Genomic DNA, 7,674 nt, shown 5'->3' with positions numbered 1-7,674 from the left:
CCGATCCAAGATGCTCTCCGCCGGCTGGGGAGGAGCCCGTTCAGGGCCCTTTCCGGCCGGCGGGGAGCGGCTCCTCGAAGGTGAACGAGGTCAGCCACGGAGGCGACCCGGTGTACGGCAGGTTTATGCCCGGAGGGGAAGGTGCGTCGCCGAAATGGCGAACATTGCCCAGTGTAAATTCTTCGTCACGGGATACCGCAACACGAAGGAAACAATAATTGTTCTTCAGGCCGGCTGGGCGAATGAGTCGAGGCCCTGAAATACCGCATCGGGCTTCACTACGACGAGGATCGCATCGATCTCGCCGTGGCTGTTGCGGGAGGCAACGCCGGTCAATGTCCCGGAAAAGGAGCGGCCGCGGCCGCTCAGCCCGGAGACATGGTCGGTGAAGTGGCTGCGGTCCGAGCTGGCGAGCGCGGCGAAGCGGCGGCGGACGCGCTCGCGGGCACCCGGGTGCACCAGGTCGAGCAGGCTCTTGCCCCGGCGTTCACCAGGGGTTCCGCCGAACTGCTGGAAGAAGTCCATGTTCGCGGTGACAAGCCGGAGCTGGGGGTCGAGGCGCGCCAGGCAGGCCCCGGTCCACTCGAATATCGATCGCGCGGCGTAAGCGTGGGTGTGCGTCGCCGGGCTCGTCTGCGGGCGCATCGTGAACCCCCATTCTGCCCGTTGTTCGGGCCGTCGTCACCGAGAATTCCACGATTTCGTGGTGCGAGGCCTTATCCAGGAAGTCAGCGCCAGGGTTCCCCGATCCGCAATGGAAGACCTCGGGTGAACACGCGAATCAGCGTATGAAGCGAAAGTTTAAGAGTCAACTAGCCGCCCCTGGGAGCGCGGAGAACTGTGGTGCCGGCGGGCGGCCGCGATCAATGGTGCGGTGTCGGTTCGGTCGGTGGTTCGGGGTCCCACCCCGAGACGGGCGGTAGCCGTTTTCCGGAGTCACGGGGCCGGGCCGCATCAGGTTCGGTCAGCCCGGAAGCGGTGGCCGGGTTTTGCGCACCGGTTAGGGTGTGATCCACACGGGACGGAGTCAGTGTGCGCCGACAGGATTGATACCGGTGGTGGATGCTCGGGCTGCAAAGGACGGCGGGACGGTCGTCGTCGGCCGCGATGCCGAGCTGTCCACCCTCGCAGGACTGCTCACCGAGGCACGCGACGGCAACCCCCGGATCGTCCTGCTCCACGGCCCGGCCGGCGTCGGCAAGACGGCGCTGCTCGATGCGTTCCTGACCGGCCGCACCGGTGACGACCTGACCGTGCGCCGAGCCGTCGCCCGGCCCGCCGGCCCGCCGTACGGCCTGGTCTCCGCCCTTCTCGGCGACGACGGAGGCGACGAGAGCGACCACAGCGACCACAGCGACCGGGGCGACCGGAGCGACCGGAGCGAGAGCGACGATGGGGGGAGTGCCACTTATCGGCGGCTGCTCGCCCTCTCCCGCCGCGCCGCCGGCCTCGCGGCAGACCGCCCCCTGATTCTCGCGATCGACGACGCCCAGCACTGTGACGCCGCCTCCCGGCGCTGGCTGGAATTTCTGGGCCGGCGGCTCGTCCACGACCGCATCCTGGTCGTGCTGGCGGCCCGCCCGGCCATCGAGCGAGCAGCCTGGCCCGACCTCGCCGAGCTGCTGCTCGCCGCTCCCCACCGCCGCATCGACCTCGGGGTGCTCGCCGAGGCCGACGTCGCCGACCTGATCCGGCTCACTCTCGGCCGCGAGCCGGTGCCCGCGTTCGGCGCCGCCTGTTCCCGGCTCTGCGGCGGCAACCCGCTGCTGGTCACCCACCTGCTGGCCGCGATGGAGCAGCAAGGGGTGGGCCCGGACGCGGCCGGCTGCGAGTGGGCCGCCACCGCGGGCCCCGAAATCGTCGCCGCGCCGGTCGCCGAGTTTCTGACCGCCGAGTCGCCCGAGGTACGCGCGGCGGCCACCGGCATCGCTGTCCTCGGCGTGGGCGACCGGCAACTGATCCGGGCGCTGACCGGGGCGAGTGACCGGCTCATCGAGGACGTGCTGAACACCCTGCGGGACCTCACCCTGTACGACCCGGCCGAGGGCACGGTCCACGAGGTCGTCCGCCGGGCCGTCCTCGGGGGTCTCGGCGCGCGCGAACGGGACGAACTGCGGGCGGGGGCCGCCCGGCTGCTGAACGACGCCGGGCGCCCGGCCGCGGACGTCGCCGACCAGATCGTGGCGATGTCGGCGACACCCGAGGCCTGGATGCTGGGAGTGCTGTGGGACGCCGCACGGCGGGCCGAACGGCGCGGCGACTCGGTCGGCGCCGCCTGTTACCTGGAACGGGTGCTGCGCGAGACGCCCGCCGACATCACCGGCCGCCTGGCGCTGGCCCGGGCGCTGAGCACGGCCGACCCGTCGACCGCGATGGAGCACCTCGCGAGGCGTTCGACACCGGGCCCTCCGACGCCCGTACCCGTCTGAGCATCGCCCTCGGCTACGGCCTCGTCGCGCTGATGGCCGGCAACTCGCGGCCCGCGTTCGAGGCTCTGCAGGACGCCGTTCCGGCGCTCGACCGGCTGATCGGCGACGCGCCCGGCCCCGACGACCGCAACCTGCTGCTGGCCGGCCGGTTCGTGCTGGTGCTGACCGGCCTCGACGACGCCACCACCTCGGCCACCGCGATCACCCTGGCCCGCGAGATGGAGGTGCCGCCGGGCGACACCATCGCCGAGCGGCAGCTGCTCGGCATCCAGGCGATGGCCGGCGCGCTGGCCGGGAAGTCGGCCGTCACCGTACGGGAACGAGCGCGCCTGGCCCGCCGGATCCGCTCGGACCCGGCCGGCGAGCTGTCCACCCTGGGCGCCGCCTTCGCGCTGCTGCTCACCGACGACCTGGACGAGTCGCTCGCCGCCCTCGACTGGCTGGTCGACGGCAACCAGCATGAGGACACCGGCTGGACGCTGAGCCTGGCGCTCTCGACCCGGGCGGCGGCCATGTGCGTCGCCGGCGACTTCGACCGGGCGTACGCGGACGCCGGCACCGCGGTGACGATCGCCGCGTCGGCGGCCTGGGACGCGCCGATGGTGCTGCCCCGGGTGATGCTGGCCAAGACGCTGTGCCACCGCGGCGAGCTGCACCGGGCGGAGGCGCTGCTCGAAACCGCCCGGCGGCCCCGCCACGACGAGCTGGTCTGGCAGTATCCGGTCTACCTGATGGTCCGGGCGGTCATCCAGCGGCGGCGGCGCGACCTCGACGGGGCGTTGCGGTGGCTGACGCTCTGCGGCGAGCACCTGGCCCGGTCCGGCGTCGAGAACCCGGTGTTCGCGCCGTGGTGGCTGGAGGCGTCGGAGTTGCTGGCGGCGGCCGGCCGAGCCGACGAGGCGGCGCCGTTCGTGGAGCACGGCATGCGTACGGCGCGGGCCTGGGGAACCCGTCGGGCGTCCGGGCTGAGCCTGCTCGCCCGGGGCCTGACCACGCCCGGCCGGCCCGGCATCCTGCTGCTGGAGGAGGCAGTGGCGACGCTGGAGAGCTCGGTGGCCGGCGACGAACACCGCCGGGCCCTTTACTCGCTCGCCCGGGCCTTGATGGTGGACGGCGATCTGCGGGCGGCCCGCGCCCGGCTGGGCCAGCTGACCGACTTGGCCGACCAGGCCGGTGACCCGATTGTGGGTGGGGCCGCCCACCGGCTGCTGACCGCCGCCCGGGGAAAGCAACCCGGTGCGCCGGGGCTGACCGCCGGGGAGCAGCGGGTGGTGCAGCTGGTGGCCGCCGGCCGCACCAACCGGGAGGTCGCCGCCGAGCTGTTCGTCTCGATCCGCACCGTCGAGGCCCGCCTCACCAGCGTCTACCGCAAGCTCGGAGTGGGCGGCCGGGCCGACCTCGTGACGTTGCGGCAGCAGACCGGCGAGCAGCGATGAGGGGGGCGGCGTGGCCGGCCGCCGGCGAGCTGTACGAGCGGGAGGACGAACTGCGGCTGATCACCGGGGCCCTGGCGGCCGCCGGGGCCGGCCGGGGCTCCTCCCTGGTGGTCGGCGGGCCGATCGGGATAGGCAAGTCCGCCCTGCTGGACGCGGCGGCCGCGGCCGCGACCGGGGCGGGCGCGGTGGTCCTGCGGGCCCGGGCGGCGGCAACCGAGCGGACGTTCCCCTACGGCGTCGTACGGCAGCTCCTGGAACCGCCGCCGCGCGAGCTACCGGACGATGCCGCCCACCACACCGTCATGCAGACGCTCACCGGCGTCCTCGACTCGATCGGCGCGGACCGTCCGGTGGTGGTGCTGGTCGACGACCTGCAGTGGGCCGACCAGCCGTCGCTGCGCTGGCTCGGCTATCTGGCGCGGCGGCTCGACCGGCGCCGGGTGCTGCTGGTGAGCACGATCCCGGACGGCGATCCGCGGCCCGAGCCGGGACTCACCTACGACGTCACCGCGGCCGCCGCCGGGACGCTGCGACCGTCGCCGCTGGGGCGCGACGGCATTGGGGCGATGGCCGGGGCGGCGTTCGGCGGGCCGGTCGACGAGCGGTTCGTCCGGGCCTGTCAGGAGGCCACCGCGGGCAACCCGCTGTTCCTCAGCACGATGCTGCAGTGCATGGTGGCCGACGCGCTGCCGCCGGACGCCGCATACCCGGCCGGGGTGGTGACCTCCGGGCCGTCACCGCTGCGCGAACGGCTGGTCGGGCGGCTCCGCGACCGGCTTGTCGCCAGCCTGCGGTGGCAGCCGGAAGCGGTCCGGGACACCGCCCGGGCGCTGGCGATCCTGGCGGATGAGATGGACACCGAGTTGGTGGGCCAGGTGGCACGGCTCGACCGGGCCGGCTGTGCCGCCGCGATCCGTTCGCTGACCGGGCTCGGACTGCTCGTGCGGGGCGGGCCCGGGGTGCTGAACCCGATCGTGCGGGACGCGGTCGAGGGGTCGATGACACCGGCCGAACGGGAGGCCACCCACCTGCGCGCCGCCCGGCTGATGTTCCGGGCCGAGCAGCCGCCGGAACGGGTCGCCGCCCAGTTGCTGGCGGTGATGTCGCCGCTCGACGCGTGGGCGCTTGTTTCTCTGCGGGCGGCCGCCGCCGGGGCGGCCCAGCGCTACGAGCCGGAAACTGCGGCCCGTTACCTGCGCCGGGCGTTGCTGGACTGCCCGTGGGACAGCGAGCTGCGGGCGCACCTGCTGGTGGATCTGGCCGTGGTGGAGAGCGCGCTGGACCAGTCCTCCTCCGTCCGGCATCTGGCCCAGGCCCTGCCGCTGCTGCCGACCGTGCGGGAACGGGCGGCCGCGGTGGCCCGGATCGCGCCCACGGTGGCCGGGCCGGACATGCTCCTGGACGTCCTCCGGCAGGGCGAGACCGAGCTACGGGGTGACGGTGGCCGGGACACCGACCGGGAGCTGGCGCTGCGGATCGAGGCGCGACTGCGTTACCGGCGGATGCAGGACCCGGCCGCCGCCGTCGACGCCGTGACCCGGCTGGCCGGCCTGGGCGCCGACCCGGCCCTCGACACCCCGGCCGAACGCGAGCTGGTGGCTGTCCTGCTGCAGTCGGCGACCGACGGCGTACGGTTGCCGGCCGCCGAGGTCGCGCGGCAGGCGAACCGGATCCTGGCCGCGCAGCCGCCGTTTCCCGAACACGTTCACACAGCGCTCCCGCTGCTGGTCTCGGCGCTCTTCGCGGCAGACTCGGTGGCCGACGCCGAGTCCTGGCTGGAGGCGTGCGTCGAGCGTTCCGGCGACCAGGGCGGCGACGTCAGCCGCGGGTTCCTGCGCATCGAGCAGGCGGTGGTGGCGCTCGGCCGCGGTGACCTGGGCAGGGCCAAGGCGCTCGCGGTCGAGGCGTACGACCTGGCCGACATCGACGCCGACGAGACCAGCGGGATGTACGTCGCTGCGCTGGCGCTGGTCGCCGTCGAGATCCGCTTCCGGCCGCTCACCGATCGGATCCTGCGGCGGTACCGCTGGGAGCGCACCGACCGGTTCGGGATGTCCTCGGTGCTCGGCATGCTGCGGGCCTCGCTGGCGGTGGCCGACGGCGACCTGCCGGCCGCGCTCAGCCAGCTGGTCGAGACCGGACGCCAGTGGGAGGACGCGGGCTGTCTCAACCCGGCCCTGTACGCCTGGCGTACCTCGGTCGCGCAGCTGCAGCACCGGATGGGCGACACCGCCGCCGCCCACGAGCAGGCCGAGGTGGCGCACGCCGTCGCCGTGGCCTGGGGTGCGCCGGCCACGCTGGGCCGGGCGCTGCGGGTCCGCGGGTTGATCACCGAGGGCCGGGCTGCCATCGGGCTGCTGCGCGAGGCACGCGACGTCCTGACCGGCTCCGGCAACCGGTTGGAGCTGGCCCGCACCCGGCTGCTGCTGGGCCGGCGACTGGAGGCGGCCGGCGACCGGGCCGCCGCCGAGGAGCTGCGCGAAGGCCACCTGCTGGCCCGGGCTTCCGGCGCCTGGTGGCTGACCAGCGAGGCCGGGCCGCAGGCGGACAGTCAGCCGTCGTGGCCGCGCCCGGTCGAGAACGCCGCGCTGACCCGGGCCGAGCGCCGGGTCGCGGAGCTCGCGGCGGACGGCCACACCAACCACGAGATCGCGGCGACGCTGGCGGTGACCAGCCGCGCGGTGGAGAAGCATCTGACCAGTTCGTATCGCAAACTCGGAGTACGGGGACGGGCCGGGCTCGTCAAGGCGTTGCGCCCGTCCACCTGACGCTAGAGCCGCCCGTGGTCGCCGCCTACCCGAGTTGTTTCTTCCAAACCCCTGTTCTTGCCGGGGTGGCGATCATGTTCTTGCGGCTGCCGACGCGGCTCCACAATGCTGAGTTCCATGACGAACGACACCGCACAGGACCTGTGGGTCCGCAGGTATCACCCGGGCGCGGCGGCCCGCCCACAACTGGTCTGCCTGCCGCACGCGGGCGGATCGGCGAGTTTCTACTTCCCGCTCTCCCGGGCCTTGGCGGCCGACGTCGAGGTGCTGACCATCCAGTACCCGGGGCGCCAGGAGCGCCGGTCGGAGCCCTGCATCACCCAGCTGCCGGTGCTGGCCGAGCGGATCTATCAGGTGCTGCGGCCGCTGGCCGCCGAGCGGCCGCTCGCGTTCTTCGGCCACAGCATGGGTGCCACCCTGGCGTTCGAGGTCGCCCGCAAGCTCGAGACCGTGGACGGCGTGGTCGCGCCCTGGCTGTTCGCCTCCGGCCGGCGGGCGCCGTCGCGCCACCGTGACGAGCGGGTGTATCAGCAGGACGACAAGGGCATGCTGGCCGAGCTGCGGAGGCTGAACGGGACCGAGAACAACGTCCTCGACGACGACGAGATGGTGGCGCTGATCATGCCCGCGATCCGGGGCGACTACACGGCAGCCGAGACCTACCGCTACCAGCCGGGTCCGCCGCTGTCCTGCCCGGTGACGGCGTTCGTCGGCGACGCCGACCCCAAGGTGACGCTGGACGAGGCACGCGCCTGGCAGGAGCACACCACCGGCGCCTTCGACATGCACACCTACCCGGGCGGCCACTTCTATCTGACCCGGCACCAGGCCGCCGTCCTGAAGGTCATGGCGGCCAAGCTGGCGACCGCCAAGGTCTGACCAAGGCCGCCGCCGGGCCGCCAGGGCAACGAGGGTCCGGGTCGCATCTGTGGCATTCCGGGGGAGACCACACCGGACGATCAGGCGAGGGGGCGGGTATTCGATCGAATGCCGTCGATTTTAGACGGTGGCGTGAGATGTCCAGGTGAACCGGTTTTGGGA

Annotated in this window: 5 protein-coding genes; 4 read left to right on the top strand and 1 reads right to left on the bottom strand. The window is 73.3% G+C overall.

The genetic code is table 11. The annotated features are described in order from the left end of the window. Nucleotides 1–225: 225 nt before the first annotated feature. The gene (locus C8E87_RS43140) at nt 226–645 is read right to left on the bottom strand and encodes a PAS domain-containing protein (RefSeq protein WP_133879076.1); all 420 of its coding nucleotides are present in this window, start codon (nt 643–645) and stop codon (nt 226–228) included. Between the two features lie 410 nt (nt 646–1,055). Here C8E87_RS43140 and C8E87_RS43135 point away from each other — a divergent pair, with 410 nt between their 5' ends. The 4 genes from C8E87_RS43135 (at nt 1,056) to C8E87_RS43120 (ending at nt 7,512) form a co-directional block, all read left to right on the top strand. Further along, nucleotides 1,056–2,429, top strand: coding sequence for an AAA family ATPase (locus tag C8E87_RS43135; RefSeq protein WP_166661477.1), 1,374 nt, complete (start codon nt 1,056–1,058; stop codon nt 2,427–2,429). Between the two features lie 32 nt (nt 2,430–2,461). Continuing rightward, nucleotides 2,462–3,865, top strand: coding sequence for a helix-turn-helix transcriptional regulator (locus C8E87_RS43130; protein ID WP_133879074.1), 1,404 nt, complete (start codon nt 2,462–2,464; stop codon nt 3,863–3,865). Continuing rightward, entirely contained in the window at nt 3,862–6,633 is a 2,772-nt protein-coding gene (locus tag C8E87_RS43125) for an ATP-binding protein (protein WP_133879073.1), read from the top strand. The genes C8E87_RS43130 and C8E87_RS43125 overlap by 4 nt, the downstream gene beginning before the upstream one ends. Before the next feature lie 117 nt (nt 6,634–6,750). Further along, complete coding sequence (locus C8E87_RS43120; RefSeq protein ID WP_133879072.1) at nt 6,751–7,512, top strand: thioesterase II family protein; 762 nt, start codon at nt 6,751–6,753, stop codon at nt 7,510–7,512. The last annotated feature ends 162 nt before the right edge of the window (nt 7,513–7,674 follow it).

Source organism: Paractinoplanes brasiliensis, from assembly GCF_004362215.1.
Lineage (GTDB): Bacteria > Actinomycetota > Actinomycetes > Mycobacteriales > Micromonosporaceae > Actinoplanes > Actinoplanes brasiliensis.
Note: the sequence above shows the minus strand (reverse complement) of the source record. Positions and strands in the feature narration are given on the sequence as shown.